This is a genomic window from Pseudomonas sp. YNh (genome assembly GCF_037993085.1).
Lineage (GTDB): Bacteria > Pseudomonadota > Gammaproteobacteria > Pseudomonadales > Pseudomonadaceae > Aquipseudomonas > Aquipseudomonas putida.
On sequence record NZ_JBBMRJ010000015.1, the window covers coordinates 85,999 to 103,320 of the forward strand.

The 17,322-nt window shown below is 63.4% G+C and carries 14 protein-coding genes and 1 pseudogene; 5 read left to right on the forward strand and 10 right to left on the reverse strand.

All coding sequences use genetic code 11. The annotated features are described in order from the left end of the window. Nucleotides 1–38 precede the first annotated feature (38 nt). Nucleotides 39–608 (reverse strand): annotated as a pseudogene (locus WF331_RS16910) (SDR family NAD(P)-dependent oxidoreductase); the annotation flags it as partial. A gap of 126 nt (nt 609–734) precedes the next feature. Between WF331_RS16910 and WF331_RS16915 the strand changes: the two are divergent. Then, nucleotides 735–1,634, forward strand: coding sequence for a LysR family transcriptional regulator (locus WF331_RS16915; RefSeq protein WP_016499628.1), 900 nt, complete (start codon nt 735–737; stop codon nt 1,632–1,634). A gap of 129 nt (nt 1,635–1,763) precedes the next feature. Here WF331_RS16915 and WF331_RS16920 read toward each other — a convergent pair whose 3' ends face one another. Together WF331_RS16920 and WF331_RS16925 are read right to left on the reverse strand one after the other, a co-directional pair. Continuing rightward, nucleotides 1,764–2,903 (reverse strand): glycerate kinase, encoded by a 1,140-nt coding sequence (locus tag WF331_RS16920; RefSeq protein ID WP_340623120.1) that lies wholly within the window; start codon nt 2,901–2,903, stop codon nt 1,764–1,766. 224 nt (nt 2,904–3,127) lie between these two features. Continuing rightward, a complete protein-coding gene (locus WF331_RS16925) occupies nt 3,128–4,225 on the reverse strand; it encodes a sugar diacid recognition domain-containing protein (protein WP_016499626.1) in 1,098 nt (365 codons plus the stop codon). A 163-nt stretch (nt 4,226–4,388) separates the two neighbouring features. Between WF331_RS16925 and WF331_RS16930 the strand changes: the two genes are divergently transcribed. The 4 genes from WF331_RS16930 (at nt 4,389) to WF331_RS16945 (ending at nt 9,859) form a co-directional block, all read left to right on the forward strand. Beyond that, nucleotides 4,389–5,717 (forward strand): MFS transporter, encoded by a 1,329-nt coding sequence (locus WF331_RS16930; protein WP_340623121.1) that lies wholly within the window; start codon nt 4,389–4,391, stop codon nt 5,715–5,717. A 196-nt stretch (nt 5,718–5,913) separates the two neighbouring features. Then, complete coding sequence (locus WF331_RS16935; protein WP_340623122.1) at nt 5,914–7,434, forward strand: FAD-dependent oxidoreductase; 1,521 nt, start codon at nt 5,914–5,916, stop codon at nt 7,432–7,434. Nucleotides 7,435–7,506: 72 nt separating this feature from the next. After that, a complete protein-coding gene (locus WF331_RS16940; protein WP_340623123.1) occupies nt 7,507–8,517 on the forward strand; it encodes an aldo/keto reductase in 1,011 nt (336 codons plus the stop codon). 214 nt (nt 8,518–8,731) lie between these two features. Continuing rightward, nucleotides 8,732–9,859, forward strand: a complete 1,128-nt coding sequence (locus tag WF331_RS16945) for an alkene reductase (protein ID WP_016499622.1) — start codon at nt 8,732–8,734, stop codon at nt 9,857–9,859. A 126-nt stretch (nt 9,860–9,985) separates the two neighbouring features. Here the strand turns inward: WF331_RS16945 and WF331_RS16950 are convergent, their stop codons facing one another. From WF331_RS16950 to WF331_RS16980, 7 genes are all read right to left on the reverse strand, one after another. Continuing rightward, nucleotides 9,986–10,198, reverse strand: coding sequence for a cold-shock protein (locus tag WF331_RS16950; protein ID WP_016499620.1), 213 nt, complete (start codon nt 10,196–10,198; stop codon nt 9,986–9,988). 198 nt (nt 10,199–10,396) lie between these two features. Beyond that, nucleotides 10,397–11,308, reverse strand: coding sequence for a LysR family transcriptional regulator (locus WF331_RS16955; RefSeq protein WP_049273818.1), 912 nt, complete (start codon nt 11,306–11,308; stop codon nt 10,397–10,399). A 77-nt stretch (nt 11,309–11,385) separates the two neighbouring features. Then, nucleotides 11,386–12,078: a TraX family protein gene (locus WF331_RS16960; protein ID WP_284362241.1), complete on the reverse strand. Its 693-nt coding sequence runs from the start codon at nt 12,076–12,078 to the stop codon at nt 11,386–11,388. A gap of 3 nt (nt 12,079–12,081) precedes the next feature. Further along, nucleotides 12,082–13,158 (reverse strand): metal-dependent hydrolase, encoded by a 1,077-nt coding sequence (locus WF331_RS16965; protein WP_340623124.1) that lies wholly within the window; start codon nt 13,156–13,158, stop codon nt 12,082–12,084. Between the two features lie 105 nt (nt 13,159–13,263). Further along, nucleotides 13,264–14,514, reverse strand: coding sequence for an OprD family porin (locus WF331_RS16970; protein ID WP_016499616.1), 1,251 nt, complete (start codon nt 14,512–14,514; stop codon nt 13,264–13,266). Nucleotides 14,515–14,568: 54 nt separating this feature from the next. After that, nucleotides 14,569–15,768: a benzoate/H(+) symporter BenE family transporter gene (locus tag WF331_RS16975; protein ID WP_340623125.1), complete on the reverse strand. Its 1,200-nt coding sequence runs from the start codon at nt 15,766–15,768 to the stop codon at nt 14,569–14,571. A 181-nt stretch (nt 15,769–15,949) separates the two neighbouring features. After that, nucleotides 15,950–17,281: an MFS transporter gene (locus WF331_RS16980; protein ID WP_340623126.1), complete on the reverse strand. Its 1,332-nt coding sequence runs from the start codon at nt 17,279–17,281 to the stop codon at nt 15,950–15,952. Nucleotides 17,282–17,322: the final 41 nt, after the last annotated feature.

Below are 17,322 nucleotides of genomic sequence, written 5' to 3' on the forward strand. Positions count from 1 at the left end.
TTGGCCACCGGCGATATGGCATTGACCAGGATGCCGTGCTCCTGGCCCTCCATGCTCAGGGCGTTCATGATGCCGACCTGGGCCATCTTGCCGGCGGCATAGGCCACCAGCCCAGGCTGCGCATAGCGCTGGTACATGGCACGGTCCGAGGTGGTCAGCACTACCCGTGGCGCTGCGGAGCGCTTGAGGTGGGGCCAGGCATGCTTGGCCAGCCACACGGGCGCATGCACATTGATGCCCAGCGCGCGTTGCAGGAAGGCGGATTCATGATCTTCGATACGCTGGTAATCGACCCAGCCGGCATTGTGGATGAGGATATCCAGCGCGCCAAACTGCTCGATGGCCAACTCGACCAGTTGCTTGCAGGTGCCCTCGTCCTCCAGTTGCCCGGCGTGCCCAACCACCGCAAAGCCTTTGCCACGCATGGCCGTCAGTGCGTGTTCGAGTGCCGAAGCGTCCTGCCCTTGCCCCGATCGGTCGGTGCCCAGGTCGCTGATGACGACCTGCGCACCACGTTCGGCCAACGCCATGGCATAGGCCAGGCCCAGGCCTTGTGCGGCACCGGTGATGACCGCAACTTTATTGTGAAAAGGGTCTGTAACGGGCATTTCTGGCTACCTTCAATTCTCCTTTTTACGATATCAACAAACAAATCTATGACTTAATATTAAAAGCATGCACCTTTGATATCTCATGGATATCACCGACGAGTAGCCACGCTGCAGGAATAGTGGATGATCGAAACACGTTTGCTCAGGCAGTTCATCGCTGTGGCCGAAGAATTGCACTTTCACAAGGCCGCCGAGCGCCTGCACATGGCGCAACCACCGCTGAGCCAGGCGATCAACCGCCTTGAAGAAAAACTGGGCTTCAGCCTGCTGCTGCGCAACAAGCGCGGGGTGCGCCTGACCGCAGCGGGTGCGGCGTTTCTTGACACGGCCTACCGCACGCTGGCTGAGCTGGAACAGGGGATCGAGTACGCCCGCAGTGTGTCTGCGGGGGTCAGCGGCAAGCTGACCATCACGGCCATTTCCATCGCCTATTACGACTCGCTGCTCAGCAGCTTGCGCCGTTTTCGCGAGACTTATCCGAACGTGCAGTTAACCATCCGCGAGATGCCATCGGCGTCACAGGCCAAGGCTTTGCTGGCCGGTGAGGCAGATATCGGTTTCATGCGCAGGCTGCCGCTGCCGGCTGGCACCCTTGAAGCACGGTTGTTGCTTGATGAACAGATCGTCATGGCCTTGCCCGCCAGCCACGGGAAAGCGCAACAGGGGGAAGTCGACCTGCGCGAGTTTGCCGATGAGGATTTCGTATTCACCCCGCAAGCCTTGGGCGGTGGCTATCACGCGCAGTTGCTTGCGCTGTGTGAGGCGGCGGGTTTTTACCCCCGGGTGGTGCAGGAAGCTGCGCAGATTCACACTTTGCTGGGCCTGGTGGCATGTGGTTTTGGCGTGGCCCTGGTGCCGGCCTCGTTCGTCGGTTCCACTGCGCGTGAGCGGGTGCAGTTTTGCCCGATCCGGCCGATCGATAAGCAACCCGCACCCGGGATCGGCCTGTACATGAAATGGAACGCCCAGAACGCTTCGCCAGCACTGGCCAACTTCATTGCCATGTTCGAGACGCAGGAGTGACGCTTTTGTAAGAGCGGCCTTGTGTCGCGAAAGGGCTGCATAGCAGCCCCAGGATTTCTGCATTGACGCGAATACGCCTGGGTCTGCTACGCAGCCCTTTCGCGACACAAGGCCGCTCCTACCCGATGTTCATGCTCGCTTTGCAGCGCGCCACAGCCGACCAATGTCACAAGCCCGCGCCTGCAGCAACTGCGCAGCATTGGCACAAGCCTGCTCCAGGCTCATCGGCCCGCTGGCCAACGCAAATGCAGCATCGACCCCATGGGCATACAACTGCTGATAACCCTCACCCAAGGTCCCGGCCAGCACCACCACCGGCACGCCATGACGCTTGGCTACCCGGGCCACACCCATCGGTGTCTTGCCACGCAGTGTCTGGGCATCGAAACGGCCTTCACCAGTCACCACCAGATCTGCCCCCTGCACCAATTCATCGAGGCCGGCCAACTCGGCCACTACCTCCACCCCAGGGCGGAACTGTGCGCCCATGAAGGCCCGGGCAGCGAAGCCCATGCCACCGGCAGCGCCGCAACCTGGGTAGTCGCGCACATCCTTAGCCAGCACCTGTGCACAGATATCGGCAAAATGCCCCAGCGCCTGGTCCAGCGCCTGCACTTGCTGCGGGTTGGCCCCCTTCTGCGGGCCGAAGATCGCCGAAGCACCATTGGCGCCACACAGCGGGTTGTCGACGTCAGCCGCCACTTCAAATTGCACTTCGGCGAGCCGTGGGTCGAGGTCGCTGGCGTCGATGCGGGCCAGCTTGGCCAGGGCCAGGCCGCCCTCCTCCAGCGCTTGCCCGTCAGCGTCCAGCAGGCGCAGGCCAAGTGCGCGCAACATGCCGCTGCCGGCATCGTTGGTGGCGCTGCCACCGATGGCCAGTACTACCCGCTGCGCACCGGCGGCCAAGGCGGCTGCAATCAGCTCGCCTGTGCCCCAGGTGCTGCTGCGGCAAGCGTCGCGCTGGCCGGTCGGTACCAGTTGCAGGCCACTGCCCTGGGCCATTTCGATGATTGCCGTACGGCTTTGTGGCAACCAGCCCCACCCGGCCTCCACGCTCTGCCCCAGCGGCCCGCGCACGGTCTGGCGGCGCAATTCGCCGTGGCTGGCGGCAAGGATCGCCTCCATGGTGCCTTCGCCGCCGTCGGCCATCGGGCACTCGACCAGTTCAGCGTCCGGCCACGCCTCGCGCAGGCCCACGGCGATAGCGCGGGCGACACCGGCAGCGTCGAGGCTGTCCTTGAACGAGTCGGGGGCAATGACGATCTTCATGGGGATTCTCCTGTCCTGATGAGCGGCATGCTGACAGCTGTTCGCCAACGGGGCCTCGGTCAAATGCACAAAACGCCGGACGGGTTGTTTGGGCGGATGCCTTCTTGCCTGCACTGGCCCTATCGCCGGCAAGCCAGCTCCCACAGGTGCGACACAGCCCTGAGGGCAGCATGCATCCTGTGGGAGCTGGCTTGCCGGCGATAGGGCCAGTGCAGGTGAATAGTTCAGGCTGCTGGCAACAGCTGTAACCCTAGATACAAGCTAAGCATCCCTTCCATGCGTAGCGGGTCGACCTCGCCCAGTTCGGCAATCCGCTCCAGGCGGTAGCGCAGGCTGTTGCGGTGGATGCCCAGGGCATCGGCACAGGCCTGGCTCTGGCCGTCATGGGCACACCAGGCGCGCAGGGTGGTGAGCAGCTGGCCGCTGTTGTCCCTGGCGCGAATGCGCTGCAGCGGCTCCAGCAGCTCATCCAGCGCATCATCATTGCGGTGGCGCCACAGCAGCGCCGGCAGCCGGTAGCGCTGCAGGCTGAGCAAGCGTTCGGCAGGCAATACCTCGCGGCCATAGGCCAGCAAATCGCGTACCCGGCGGTAACCCCGGCGCAACTGCTCCAGGCTCTGCGCGGCACTGCCCAGGGCCAGCCGCTCCACGTCCCAACCGTGACGTTGCAGGCGCTCCAGCAGGCGCGGTTCATCCAGTGCCACGCTGGCCGGCCGGCACCACAGCAATGACTGGCGTGCCGGGCTGACACACCAGCTGTCCGGGTACCGGCTCATCAACCACGCCGACAACGCCTCGGCGGGTGGCCCCGAGGCCAGTTCAAACAGGCAAGGTACCCGCGGCAGCTGAGGCTTGAGGCCCAATTGCCGGGCTTCGTCGAGCAGCCGAGGTGAATCACCGCTGCCGCCCAGCAACAGTGCCAGCAAATCATCACAGCGCTGCCTTCGCCATTGCTGGTCGGCCTGTAGATGGCGCTGGGCCAACAGCATCTCGGCAGTCATGCGTACCAGCTCACCATAGGTGCGCACCTGCTGCGGGTCCCCGGTCAGGCCCAGTACACCCATCAGCCGGCCATCAAGCATCAGTGGCAGGTTCACCCCGGGCTGCACACCCTTCAGGCACTTGGCCGCGTCAGTGTCCAGTTCGACGATCCGGCCATTGGCCAAAACCAGTTGCGCCCCCTCGTGACGGGTGTTGATGCGCTCCGGCTCGCCGCTGCCCAGGATCAAGCCCTGGCTGTCCATGACATTGACGTTGCACGGCAGAATGGCCATGGCCCGGTCAACGATATCCTGTGCCAGGTCATGGTCGAGTTCGAACATTGCGTGGTCCTTTAGGTGTTAGGCTTTTGGGCTCGGGCACAGCAGCCTGGGCCGAGCGCTGTGCAAAAGCACAAAGACAGGCTAGCCGCAGTCCCCGAGACTCGTCAGGGCGAGCGCCGGAACAGGCGACGCGGCAAAAACCATAACAAAAGAGAACCCGATCATGGCACACAGCCCCGCCCCTGACCAAGGCTCGGACACCACCCGCAACGCGTTGTACCGGCGCATCACCCTGCGGCTGATTCCGTTCATTTTCATCTGCTACCTGTTCAACTACCTGGACCGCGTCAACGTCGGCTTTGCCAAGCTGCAAATGCTCGACGCCCTGAAATTCAGCGAAACGGTGTACGGCCTTGGTGCCGGCATCTTCTTCATCGGTTACGTGCTCTGCGGCCTGCCGAGCAACCTGGCACTCAACCGCTTCGGCCCGCGGCGCTGGATTGCGCTGATGATGATTGCCTGGGGCAGCCTGTCCACCTGCCTGCTGTTCGTCACAACTCCCACCGAGTTCTACGCCCTGCGGCTGCTTACCGGCGCTGCCGAAGCCGGCTTCTTTCCGGGCGTGGTGCTGTACCTTTCGCGCTGGTTCCCGGCCGCCCGTCGCGGCCGCATCATGGCCCTGTTCATGTCGGCAATCCCGGTGTCGGGCCTGCTCGGCGGGCCGTTCTCCGGCTGGATCCTCCAGCACTTCGCCGCTGGCCAGCACGGCCTGGCCGGCTGGCAATGGATGTTCCTGATCCAGGGCCTGCCCACCGTTGCCTTGGGTGTGCTGGCGGTGTTCCTGCTCAGCGACGGTTACCAGAAAGCCGCCTGGCTAACCCCGGCCGAACGCCAGCTGATCGCCAACGACCTCGAAGCCGACGCTGCGGGTAAGCCGAAAACCACGGGCGATGGCGTGCTCGCCGTGTTGACCAACCCGCTTATCTGGACCTTTGGCTTCATCTACTTCTGCATCCAGAGTGGCGTGTACGCGATCAACTTCTGGTTGCCGTCGATCATCAAGAACATGGGCTTCGACAACCCACTGCTGATCGGCTGGCTCAGCGCCATCCCGTACCTGCTGGCCGGTGTGTTCATGATCCTTTGCGGCCGCTCGGCAGACCTGCGCAACGAGCGCCGCTGGCACCTTGTGGTGCCGATGCTGATGGGCGCCGTTGGCCTGCTGATTGCGGTGAACTTCGCCGGCAACCCAGCCATCGCCATTCTGGGCCTGTCGATCGCCACCATGGGCGCGCTGACCGAGCTGCCGATGTTCTGGCCGATGCCAACCGCCCTGCTCAGCGCCGGTACAGCAGTTGCCGGGCTGGCGATCATCAACTCCGTGGGCCAGATGGCCGGTTTCCTCAGCCCGTACCTGGTGGGGTTCATCAAGGACCAGACCGGTTCCACCGATGCCGCGCTGTATTCGCTGGCGGCGTTGATCGTGCTGGGTAGCCTGGTGGCCCTGCGTGTCACGCGGTCGGGTGCGCTGAGTTCTGCACGTGCCAGTTGAGCCTGTTCGCGGGTAAGCCCGCTCCCACAGGCATGCCACAGCCTTCGAGGCTGTGGTGATCCTGTGGGAGCGGTTTCACCCGCGAAGAGGCCCGCCCGGCCACCCTACATTTCCCTCCTCCACCGATCGTCGGTTCAACGCATCCCCTCCCTACCCCAGGCGTCAAATGGTTCCAAAGGCCCCTTTGGAGAACTCCATGACCCAGCACGCCGTGGCCCGTCTGGCCCAGCTCGACGAACATCGCCCCTGGCGCGTCCAGGCCGGCAATGAAGAGCTCATCCTCATTCGCCAGGGCGATCAGGTGCATGCCTACCAAGGCAACTGCCCCCACGCAGGTGCCCCACTGGATGAAGGCCTGGTCTGCGGCGGCCTGCTGGTTTGCCCTTGGCACAAGGCTGCATTTGCCGTCGATGACGGAGTGGTCTGCGAACCCCCGGCGCTGGCTGACCTGCGCCGCTACAAGGCCTGGGTGAAGGACGATGAAGTCTGGGTCGACGACCAACCGCTGCCCGCCATCGCCCCCCCCAGGCACAGCGATGCCCGCTGCTTCGTTGTGGTCGGCGCTGGTGCGGCCGGCAGCGCCGCGGTAGCCACCTTGCTGGCCCATGGCTTCGCTGGCCGGCTGGTGTGGATCGACCAGGAGCGCCAGCCGGCCTACGACCGCACCGCGCTGAGCAAATTCGTGATTGCAGGGCAGATGACGCCCGATGAAGTACCGGCGTTGCTCGAAGCCGACGCCCTGCGCAAGGGCCAGTTGGAGCGCAAGCACGGCAAGGTGCGCACCCTGAACAGCCAGAAACGCCAGATTACGCTGGTCGATGGCCAGCAGATCGGTTACGACGCCTGCCTGCTGGCCAGCGGCGGCAAGGCACTATGCCCTGATATCCCCGGCGCCGACTTGCCCGGCGTGTTCACCTTGCGCTCGCGGGAGGATGCCGCACAGCTGCTCGACGCAGCCGAACCCGGCCAGCCGGCGGTGATCGTAGGCGACGGCTTCATCGGCCTGGAGGCGGCCTCGGCCCTGCGCAGGTACGGCGTTCAGGTGCACGTGGTGACTCGCCATGAAGTCCCGCTTGCCAGGCAGTTAGGTGATCGCATCGGGCGCAGTATCCGCGAACTGCATGAGCGCAAAGGGGTCACCTTCCACGGCCCTACGCAAGTCCAGCGGTTCGAAGGCCGGGACAAGGTCGAAGCGGTGCTGCTGGCCAACGGTGAACGCCTGGAGACGCCACTGGTATTGCTGGGCACCGGCGTGATACCGGCCACCGCCTTCCTGCAGGGCGTGCAGTTGAACGAGGACAAGTCGCTGCGGGTCGATGCAGAAATGCGCGCCGCTGACGGTTTGTGGGCTGCAGGCGACATCGCCACGTTCCCGCTCTCGGGTCGCCCTGTACGCATCGAGCACTGGCGCCTGGCCCAGCAACACGGGGTGATCGCTGCCGCCAACATGCTCGGCGAGCAGCGCCGCTACGCCGATGTGCCATTCTTCTGGACCTACCAGCACGGCCGAACCTATGAAGTGCTCGGCCACGCACGAGAGTGGAACCGGATCGAGTTTGTCGGTGAGCCGGAAAAAGGCGATTTCATTGCCTTTCAGTGTGTGGGTGAACAGGTCGAGGCCGTCATCGCCAAAGGTTACTCCGATGCCATGGCGGCGCTGTCGCAGCGCCTGAAACGCCCATTGAACCTGCAGGAGGCGATCACGCTGCTTGACTGACAGCCGCCTTTAAAAGCGCCCCGGTTGTGTGTAAAACAGGTGGATCAGCCGACTGCAAAAGGACCCACGCGCATGATCTACCGCCCTCTCGGCCACAGTGGCCTGCAGGTTTCCGCCCTTACCCTGGGCAGCATGATGTTCGGCGAGCAGACCAGCACCGAGGACGCCCTGCGCATCATCGACAAGGCCTGGGACCAGGGCATCAACTTCATCGACACCGCCGACGTGTACAACGCCGGGCGCTCGGAAGAAATCGTCGGAGAAGCAGTGGCGCGCCATCGCCAGGACTGGATCGTTGCCAGCAAGGTCGGCTTCGGCCCGGCCGACGGCCTGCCGAACCGCAGCGGGCTGTCACGCAAGCACATCTTCAACGCGCTGGAAGCCACCCTGACGCGCATGGGCATGGACTATCTGGATATCTACTACCTGCACCGCGAAGACCACAAGGTGCCGCTGGAGGAGACCGTCCAGGCCATTGGCGACCTGCTGCGCCAGGGCAAGATCCGCTACTGGGGCGTGTCCAACTTCCGTGGCTGGCGCATTGCCGAGGTCTGCCACGTTGCCGAGCGACTGGGTGTGCCCAAGCCGGTGGTCAGTCAGCCGCTGTACAACATCGTCAACCGCCAGGCCGAACCCGAGCAGCTCGCTGCAGCCGCCGCACACGGTCTGGGCGTGGTGCCATTCAGCCCATTGGCCCGGGGCGTACTCAGTGGCAAGTATGCGCCGGGTGCCGTGCCCGATGCCGGCAGCCGCGCCGGGCGCCAGGACAAGCGCATCATGGAGGTGGAGTGGCGCCAGGAGTCGTTGGCCATCGCCCGGCAGATCCAGGCTTATGTAGAGGCAAAGGGTATAGGCATTGTCGAGTTTGCCACTGCCTGGGTGTTGAACAACCAGTGGGTGAGTTCGGCGATTGTCGGGCCGCGTACCGAGGAACAGTGGGATACCTATGGTGGTGCATTGGCGGTGAAGATCACGACGGAGGATGAAGCGTTCATCGATTCGCTGGTGACGCCGGGGCATGCGTCGACGCCAGGGTTCAATGATGTGGCCCACTATGTGAGCGGGCGGTTGGCCCGTAGCTGATTGTTCCCGTACCGGCCTCTTCGCGGGTAAACCCGCTCCCACAGGATCTGCGATGGTTTCAAGGCAAACACAAGCCCTGTAGGAGCAGCCTTGTGCTGCGAAGAGGCCGGTACTGACAACGCCATTGGGGAGCCCTGCGCCGGGCTTCCGGTCCCCCCTTTCCCCAATCATCTCGGTATCGTGCGCACCATTGGTTTTCACCTCTGGAGCTGCAATGAAACTCTTCCAACCCCTGCAAATCGGCCCGCTCACCTTGGCCAATCGGGTGTTCATGGCCCCCCTCACCCGCCTGCGCAGCCTCGAGCCGGGCGATGTGCCGACCACCATGATGGCCGAGTATTACCGCCAGCGTGCCAGCGCCGGGCTGATCATCACCGAAGCCACCCAGATCTCCTTCCAGGCCAAGGGCTATTCCGGCTCGCCAGGTATTCATAGCGCCGAGCAGATTGCCGCCTGGAGGCACATCAACGAAGGCATTCATGCCGACGGTGGCCACAGCGCCGTGCAGGTGTGGCACACCGGCCGGGTGTCGCACACCTCGTTGCAACCCGGCGGCGAAGCGCCTGTGGCGCCCTCGGCGCTGCCGGCCGGCGCACGTACCACTCTGCGTGACGAGCAAGGCAACCTGGTACGTGTAGAAACCTCCGCACCGCGCGCCCTGAACGAGAACGAAATTGCAGGCATCGTCGCCGACTTCGGCCAGGCAGCGGTGAACGCCCGCGAAGCCGGCTTCGACTTCATCGAACTGCACGCTGCCCACGGGTATTTGCTGCACCAGTTCCTTACCCCGAGCGCCAACCAGCGCGAGGACCGCTACGGCGGTAGCGTCGAAAACCGGGCGCGCATAGTGCTTGAAGCAGTGGACGCGGCAATTGCCAACTGGAGTGCCGAGCGCGTGGGTATCCGCGTGTTCCCGCTGGGCGGGTTCAATGGCGTGGACAATGGCGAAGACCAGGAGGCCGCAGGGCTGTACCTGATCCGCGAACTGGCCAAGCGCAACCTCGCCTACCTGCACCTGTCCGAGCCGGACTGGGCCGGCGGCAAGCCGCTGCGTGACGAGTTCCGCCAGGCGATCCGCGATGCCTATCCGGGGATTATCATTGCTGCGGGTGCCTACACCGCCGAGAAAGGCGAAGACTTGATTGGGCGCGGTTTGATCGATGCCGTAGCGTTCGGGCGCAGTTACATTGCCAACCCGGACCTGGTACAGCGGCTGCGGGTGCAGGCGCCTCTGAACGAACATCGGGCACAGTTCGATTACGCCAATGGGCCCGAAGGCTATACAGATTATCCGTTTCTGCACCAGGCCATGGGCGCTGGTGAAGCTTGGGCTCACCGATAATCAGGGTATTCACCGGGTACAGACGGCCATCCTGCCCCTGGATCTGAAAGACAAAAAACGGAGCCCTCCAGGGGCTCCGTTTTCCAGTGGCCGGGCACGCCTCAGCGTACCAGTCACTCAGGCATGTTACTCGGCGCGCACTTGCGCAGCCTGCATGCCCTTCTGGCCCTTTTCGGCAACGAAAGACACTTTCTGGCCTTCTTTCAGCGACTTGAAGCCGTCCGATTCAATGGCTTTGAAGTGGACGAAAAGGTCGTCGCCACCGCCGTCGGGAGTGATGAAACCGAACCCCTTCTCATCGTTGAACCACTTGACCGTTCCTGATTGTCTGTTGGACATACTCTAAATCCTCTAATGCTGGCTGGTGCGTTTACGTGGGTAGCTGAGCCGCCAGTCGATCGACTGGCATCTTCACACTCCATCTTGGGCGATATGAAGCCAACTAGCCACTCACACTTTTACCAGTACACAAAAAAGTCGCCGATGCCAGCGATAAACCCAGATGCAGGCTCGGCATGGGGGCCTGATAATCCCCAATCAGTGCTCCCAAGGCCCGCCCGATTCCCAGCTGGCGACCAACAAGTCGATGAAACCGCGTACCCGAGGGGACAGGTGGCGCTTGCTCGGGTACACGATGCGAATCGGGTCCGCCGGTGGCCGGTAGGCGTGCAGTACTTCCACCAGGGCGCCAGCGCGCAGGTCGTCACCGGTGATGTAGGTGGGCAGGTGAATCAGCCCGAAGCCGGCCCGGGCGCCGTCGAGCATCGCCTCCGAGCTGTCGATGTTCAACCGGCCAGGGTCTTCGCACAGGTGCAGGCCTGCTTCAGTGTCAAAGCGCCAAGGCATGGCTTTCTCGCCCGCGAGGAAGGCAATCTTGTCGTGACCATAAAGGTCGGCAGGCACCAAGGGAATACCTCGCGCTTCGAGGTACGCGGGCGAAGCGCAGGTGACAAACTGCTGCCAGGCCACCGTGCGGGTCAACAGCTGCGAGTCTTCCTTGGGTGCGCCGATACGCACCGCAACGTCCACGCCTTCCTCGACCAAGTCGACGAAACGGTCGGTGAAGCGGATGTCTGCGCGCAGTTCAGGCCACTGCTTGAGGTACTGATCCAGCACCGGCAGCACATGGCGCTGGCCGAGCGACAGCGGCGCAGTCAGGCGCAAGGTACCGGTGGGCTTGCCGCGGCGCTGGGCCATGGCACTTTCCACCTCGTCCAGGTCATCCAGTATCTGTCGCCAGCGATCGAATGCCACCAGGCCTTCATCGGTCAGGCTCAGCTTGCGCGTGGTGCGATTGAGCAAACGCACCGCCATGCGGGCCTCCAGCCGAGCAATGCTCTTGCCCACCGCCGACCGGGTCAGGCCCAGGCTTGCGGCGGCGGCAGTGAAGCTGCCGGCCTTGGCGGCGCTGACGAAGGCGGCGATATCGCCGAAGCGGTTGGGTTCCATGGACGGTTCCTGAGTGTGATGCGGCCGGTTTAGATGGGTCTGGATCTGTGAATTGCAAGCGCCAGGAACGGCAAGCCTCACGACAAGCCTTTGATCACGAGCAGATGCACGGGATAGAACAGGTATCCCCACCGCCCTACGGCAGGTACCTGCCAAGCATCATGGCGCAACAACAGCCACCCGACAGGCACTGCCAGCACAGCAGCAAACAGCGTCAGCAGGGTAATGGGTGCCAGAAAGTGCTCGCGCAGCCAGTTGTTGGTCAGGTTGCCACCAATGGCCATGAGGCAGGGTAGCAACCAGGCCAATCCGCCCTGCCTGCGTGCCACCAGCCAGGCGCCAGGTAGCAACACCCCCGCCAGCCCGTACATCAATTGATCACTGAACAACCACCCCGCCAGCAGGCCTGCAAGGCCAAGCACTCGCGCCGACCGCAATGGGTGGTGCACACCCCAGGCAACCAGCAATCCCAGTACCAGTGTCGGCATTACACTGAACGTCTGCGAACCACTGTCCAGCCAACGATAGGCAGGCTCCGAGAGCACCGCGAACAGCAGCATCAGCGACAGATAGCGCAGATTGGCGCGGGTATGGAACAGCTCTGCCCTGGCGCGCCCCACATTCACCGCAATGGCCAGGCAAAACAGCGGAAACGCCAGGCGGCCGAGCACGAACAAACCCTCGGCCTCCGGCCATATGAAGCGCAGGTGGTCGGCAACCATGGTCAGCATCGCTGTCCATTTGACCAGGTCCAGCCCGGCCGAACGCATGCCTCAGTGCCCGCGCTCGACCGCACCTGCCCCCAGGTACCGGTCGGTCCAGGCAGCCAGGGGCAAAGGTGGCTGCTGGTCGACGATACGACGCCAGATCAACGCCAGGTCATTGCCGTTGAACATTGACCCGGGCCCGGCGCCGTCCCACGCCGAAGGCACATCGACAATCCAGTGGCCCTGGGTGTCGCGGTGCGCCATGTTGAAACGGAAGGTATAGTTGCCCGGGATGCCCATGCGCAGGTCGGTGACCACCAGCGCATCGCCTATCTGGTCATACCGCAGCCAGTCGCCGGTGAACCAGCGCAAGCGCTGGTGCAAAGGGTCGCCTGCCAGCGCGTTTGCCAGTTCCAGGTTACGCGGCAAGCGTTGCATTTCCGGCGCCTGCCGGTCGAACCCGCTGCTGATGCCTTCGTAGTAGTCACCATTTTGGGTCTTGGCCATTACCCGCCAGACCAGGCTGTTGAACGCGATATGCACGGCGCGAACCTCGCTCACGACGATGCCTTGCTGGTCCAGTGCCGCCTGGAAGCGTTGCTCGGCTGCCATGCGCCCGGCAAGGCCGAAACCCAGGTAGGCGGTACTGAACACCAGTGCAAGGGTCAACAGGCGTGTAGCCCGGCCGGTAACGCCCTTGATGCTTGTGTAGATGACCGCCGCCAGCAGCGGCAAGGTATAGACCGGATCAATAATGAACACTGCGGCCCAGCTTTGGGGGGTGGGTTGCAGTGGCCAGAACAGTTGCGTGCCATATACGGTAAAGGCATCCAGCAACGGGTGGGTGACGAGTACCAGCCAGAAAGCAAGGAACAGCCTGGGCAAGGTGTAGCCTTTGCCGGGCCAGCATTTATTGACCAGCCAGGCCAGCAGCAAAGCCAGCCCGGTGAGCACGAACAGCGAGTGCGAGAAGCCGCGATGGTAGGTCATCTGCGACACAGGGTCTGCATAGCGGATGATCACATCGAGGTCGGGCAGCGTGCCCAGGGCGGCGCCATACAACAATGAGCGGCGGCCCTGGATGCGGCCAAGCACGGTGCCTTGCAGGGCAGCGCCGAGTACGGCCTGGGTAATGGAGTCCACGGATAGCATCCCTGAAAGGTGGTTCCTGAAAGCTACCCCCAACCTATGCCGATACGCAATTCCTGTGTAGTAGCGGCGAAATGCTCGTGATTTTGTGTATACCTTTCAGAACAACTGCCAGGTGTACACCAGGGTAAGCCGGTTCTCGTCGATATCGCTGCGGTAATTGGAACGTGCCATGGCGTTCCTCACCCGAATCCCCAGCCCTTTCAGTACCCCGCTCTGTACCGCATAACCGATGTCCAGGTCGCGCTCGCGATCACGGCCTTCATAGCCCAGCCCGGTATCGACATTGTTACCGGTGATGTAGCGCACGGTCGCCGTCAGGCCTGGCACGCCCATGGCGGCGAAGTTGTAGTCGTAGCGCACCTGGTACGAGCGTTCGTCTGTGTAAGCGAATTCATAGGTCGGCACCTCGTTACCCAGCGGCGAAATATTGGCGAACACCCGTGGGAACGGGCTGTCGCCATAGATGCCCTGGTAGCCCGCATGGAAGCTGTGTCCGCCATGCCGGGCGGTGAACATCGAGAAGAACGCCTGGTTGTCGATGTTGCCCAGCAACGCCTCGCCATCCTCACGCGCGGTGAAGTAGCCCAGATTGGCACTGAGCACCCAATCGCCCACTGGCTTGCTGTGCTTGAGGCCGACAAAGCCCTGTTCGTAGATATCCTCCAGTTGCCCGTACCACAGGCTGACGCTGCTCTGGTTGGCATTGAACGCATAGTCCCCGCCCACGTAGTTAAAGGCATCGCTCTCGGCCTGGCGCATCGGCACATGGCCGAGCATCGCGTTCATCTTGCCGTCGCCGCCTTCGTTGCGCAGGTGGGTGCTTTTCAGATGCCCGGCCTGCACGGTCAGCCCGTCAATTTCAGACGAGCTCACGCTGGCGCCCTGGTAGGTCGGCGGCAGCAGGCGGATGTCGCTGAAGGTCAGTACCGGAAGGTTCGGTTGCAGTTCACCGACGCGCAGTTCGGTCTTCGACAGGCGGGCCTTGAAGGTGGGCGCAAGTCGGCTGTACTCGTCGGCAGCACGGCCGTCACCATGCACCGGCAGCAGGCCGGTGTTGGTGCGGTCGGGGCTGCTGTCGAGCTTGATGCCCAGCAGGCCCAGGGCGTCCATGCCAAAGCCCACCGTACCGGGCGTGTAACCGGACTTGAAGTCGAGGATGAAGCCCTGCGCCCACTCCTCGGCCTTGGACTGCTTGTTGGCCCCGACAATGTCGGAAAAATCACGGCTGAAGTAATAGTTGCGGGCGCTCAGGGTGGCCTTCGAATCCTCGAAGAAACCGCCTTCGGCGGCCAGTAATGGTTGGCTGAGCAAAGTCAGGCCCAGGGCTACGCAAGGGGTGTTGTTCATTCCGAAGCTCTCTTGATCTTGTTTTTATGGATAAAGCGTTGGGAACACGGCAGTTCATCTGGTGCGGCGCAGCACCTCCCCGGCAAGCGGCTGGCGCAGCCTGAGCAGTGCATGGGCCAGCAGGCCGAACAGCAGCCCCCAGAACGCTGCCGACAGGCCAAGGAAGGCGACCCCCGAAGCGGTGACCAGGAAGGTGAACAGGCCTGCATCGCGCTCGGCCGGTTCCGCCAGGCTGCGGGCCAGCGCCTCGCTCATGGCGCCGTACAGGGCCAGCCCGGCCAGGGCCGCGATCAGTGCGGCGGGAAAGGCTGCGAAGAGCGACATCAACGTGGCACCGGCAATGCCCAGCAGCAGGTACAGCGTGCTGCCAGCCACTGCCGCCACATAGCGCCGTCGTGGGTTTTCGTGGGCCTCATGGCCCGTGCACAGGCTGGCGGTAACCGCCGCCAGGTTCAGCCCGTGGCAGCCGAATGGGGCCAGCACGGCACCGGCCAGGGCACTGGCGCTGATCAACGGGCTGGCCGGTGTGGCGTAACCCGCATTGCGCAGCACCGCCATGCCCGGCATGAACTGCCCGGTCAGCGCCACCAGCACCATCGGCAGCGCCAGGCTGAATACCGCTGGCAGGCTGAACTGAGGGGTGATCCACTGCGGCGAAGCCAGTTCCAGCACCAGCGCCTCGCTACGGAACGCACCGCTGGCCACGGTCACCAGGGAGCCCACGCACAGCACCGCAGCCACTGCGTAACGGGGCTGAACCCGGCGCATCAGCACGTAGGTGACGAACATCGCCAGTACCAGCAACGGCTGCACTGGCAAGGCGCGGAACACTTCGATACCAAAACCGAACAGGATGCCAGCCTGCATGCCAGCGGCGATGGACCCCGGCAAGCGCGCGATGATGCGGTCGAAGGCCCCGCTGATGCCGATCAGCAGCAGGACCAGGTTGGCCACCAGGTAGGCACCTACGGCCTGTTCCAGGCCGAGTTGCGGCAAGGCAGTGACCAGCAGCGCGGAGCCTGGGATCGACCAGGCGATCACTACCGGCACGCGGTAGCGCAAACTGAGCAGCGCACCAAGCACGGCACTGCCCATGGACACGGCCCAGACCCAGGATGACAACTGCTGGTGAGAAAGCCCGGCCGCTTCGGCGGCGTGGAAAATGATCACCAGCGGGCCGGCGTAAGAGATCATCGTGGCGATGCAGCCCGCGACAATGGCGGACAGTGAGCTGTCATTGATCAGGGTTTTCATGGCGCATCCCGCAAGGCAGTGGCCGGTCTTTGTGGCTGGCTCTTGTTCTGTGTTGGCTCCTTCGTGGGCGTGCCCGCTCCCACAGGTCCAGTGCAGTGCACCGACTGCGCGCAATCCTGGTGGAAGCGGGCAAGCCCGCGAAGAAGCCAACGCGGTGTATCCTGGTCTTGTTCTTTTCAGGTCATGCCTGCGCCGCGATGGCCCGGGCCTGCCGACGGCCGCTGGCCAGGTGCACGGCCATGGCCAGTGCGGCAATCGCGCCAGGGATGGCGAAGGCGATGAAGTTGAGTTGCAGGGGCAGGTTGATGCCCATCAGTGCGCCGCCCAGCAAGGGGCCGACGATGGCGCCGTTGCGGCCGATACCCGAGGCCCAGCCAAGCCCCGTGGAACGCACCGACAGCCCGTACATTTGCGCGGCGCCGGCATACAGCAGGATCTGCGTACCAATGGTGGTGGCGCCGGCAATGAAGATCAGCAGGTACAGCACCGGCATCGGGCTATTGACGCCCAGCAAGCTGATCGACAGCGCGGCGGCAATGAAGAACGCCACCTTTACCTTGACCAGGTTGTAGCGATCACCCAGCCAGCCGCCGAGGATGGCCCCAGCCATGCCGCCGAAGTTCAACGCCAGCAGGAACGACAGGCTGGAACCCAGGCTGTAGCCAGCGTTGGCCATCAGTTTCGGCAGCCAGGAGCTGAGTGCATAAACCATCAGCAGGCAGCAGAAGAACGCCAGCCACAGTGCCAGGGTGCGGATGGCGAGGCCGTTGCGGAATAGCTCCAGCACTGACGCCCCGCCACCCGCTTTACGGTCAGCCGCCTGCAGCACGTCATCGGCCTGCACGTCGCATTGCGGGTCGAGTCGTTTGAGCAACGCCCGCGCTTCCTCGGTACGCCCCTTGCGCACCAGAAAACCAATGGACTCTGGCAGGTAGTAGAGGATCACCGGCAACAGCAGCAGTGGTACAGCAGCTGCGAAGAACATCGACTCCCAGCCGAAACGCGGCAGCATGAAAATACCGACGCCCGCCGACAGCATGCCGCCCAGCGAATAGCCGCTGAACATGATGGCGACCAGCGTGCTGCGCAAGCGCTTGGGCGCGTACTCGTTCATCAGCGCCACAGCGTTGGGCATCAGGCCGCCACAGCCCAGGCCGGCAATGAAGCGGTAGATGCCAAACTCGCTCGGGCTGCTGGCAAAACCATTGAAGATGGTCGCCGCCGAGAACAAGGCGAAACAGATGGCAATGCCCTTCTTGCGCCCGATGCGGTCGGCCAGGCTGCCGAACGCCAGGGCGCCGAACATCATGCCGAACAGCGCGTAACTGCCCAGCGCGCCGGCCTGCAACGGGGTCAGGCCCCACTCTTTCATGATCACCGGCAGTACCACGCCGTAGATGAACAGGTCATAGCCGTCGAAGATCAACAACAGGCCGCACCAGGCCATGACCATCCAGTGAAACGGGGTAAAGCGCGCGTTATCGATGATCGGGTGTACGTCAAGGGTTCGCATGGCATCTGTCGCTCTTGTTTTTGTTGTGATGGAAAGCTGTT

What these genes read in the sequence shown, in the direction of transcription:
- WF331_RS16915 (WP_016499628.1), top strand. Translation starts at nt 735, where the DNA reads ATGATCGAAACACGTTTGCTCAGGCAGTTCATCGCTGTGGCCGAAGAA.
- WF331_RS16920 (WP_340623120.1), bottom strand. Translation starts at nt 2,903, where the DNA reads ATGAAGATCGTCATTGCCCCCGACTCGTTCAAGGACAGCCTCGACGCT.
- WF331_RS16925 (WP_016499626.1), bottom strand. Translation starts at nt 4,225, where the DNA reads ATGTTCGAACTCGACCATGACCTGGCACAGGATATCGTTGACCGGGCC.
- WF331_RS16930 (WP_340623121.1), top strand. Translation starts at nt 4,389, where the DNA reads ATGGCACACAGCCCCGCCCCTGACCAAGGCTCGGACACCACCCGCAAC.
- WF331_RS16935 (WP_340623122.1), top strand. Translation starts at nt 5,914, where the DNA reads ATGACCCAGCACGCCGTGGCCCGTCTGGCCCAGCTCGACGAACATCGC.
- WF331_RS16940 (WP_340623123.1), top strand. Translation starts at nt 7,507, where the DNA reads ATGATCTACCGCCCTCTCGGCCACAGTGGCCTGCAGGTTTCCGCCCTT.
- WF331_RS16945 (WP_016499622.1), top strand. Translation starts at nt 8,732, where the DNA reads ATGAAACTCTTCCAACCCCTGCAAATCGGCCCGCTCACCTTGGCCAAT.
- WF331_RS16950 (WP_016499620.1), bottom strand. Translation starts at nt 10,198, where the DNA reads ATGTCCAACAGACAATCAGGAACGGTCAAGTGGTTCAACGATGAGAAG.
- WF331_RS16955 (WP_049273818.1), bottom strand. Translation starts at nt 11,308, where the DNA reads ATGGAACCCAACCGCTTCGGCGATATCGCCGCCTTCGTCAGCGCCGCC.
- WF331_RS16960 (WP_284362241.1), bottom strand. Translation starts at nt 12,078, where the DNA reads ATGCGTTCGGCCGGGCTGGACCTGGTCAAATGGACAGCGATGCTGACC.
- WF331_RS16970 (WP_016499616.1), bottom strand. Translation starts at nt 14,514, where the DNA reads ATGAACAACACCCCTTGCGTAGCCCTGGGCCTGACTTTGCTCAGCCAA.
- WF331_RS16975 (WP_340623125.1), bottom strand. Translation starts at nt 15,768, where the DNA reads ATGAAAACCCTGATCAATGACAGCTCACTGTCCGCCATTGTCGCGGGC.
- WF331_RS16980 (WP_340623126.1), bottom strand. Translation starts at nt 17,281, where the DNA reads ATGCGAACCCTTGACGTACACCCGATCATCGATAACGCGCGCTTTACC.